The sequence below is a fragment of the Brevibacillus invocatus genome (assembly GCF_003710915.1).
Classification (GTDB): Bacteria; Bacillota; Bacilli; order Brevibacillales; family Brevibacillaceae; genus Brevibacillus; species Brevibacillus invocatus.
On record NZ_RHHR01000083.1, the window covers coordinates 1 to 260 of the forward strand.

Sequence of the window (260 nt, forward strand, 5' to 3'; positions counted from 1 at the left end):
GCATCACAGCTCGTAATCTTCGGAACGGGACAGCCCATGTTGATGTCGATAATGTCTGCGTTGGTGTGTTTATCGACATGCTTTGCCGCCTTGACCAGCGTTTCCCTGTCACCACCGAAAATTTGCAGGCTGAGCGGCTTTTCTCGCTCATCCACATACAGCATATCCATCGTCTTTTTGTTTCCGTGCACGATTCCTTTGTCGCTCACCATTTCAGCACAGACCAATCCCGTACCAAATTCTTTGGCAATCAAACGAAA

1 protein-coding gene is annotated in these 260 nt (G+C 48.5%); it reads right to left on the minus strand.

The window, feature by feature from the left end; all coding sequences use genetic code 11:
* A partial coding sequence (locus tag EDM52_RS24080; RefSeq protein ID WP_183185349.1) for a tRNA-dihydrouridine synthase occupies window positions 1-260 on the minus strand: 260 nt, incomplete at both ends.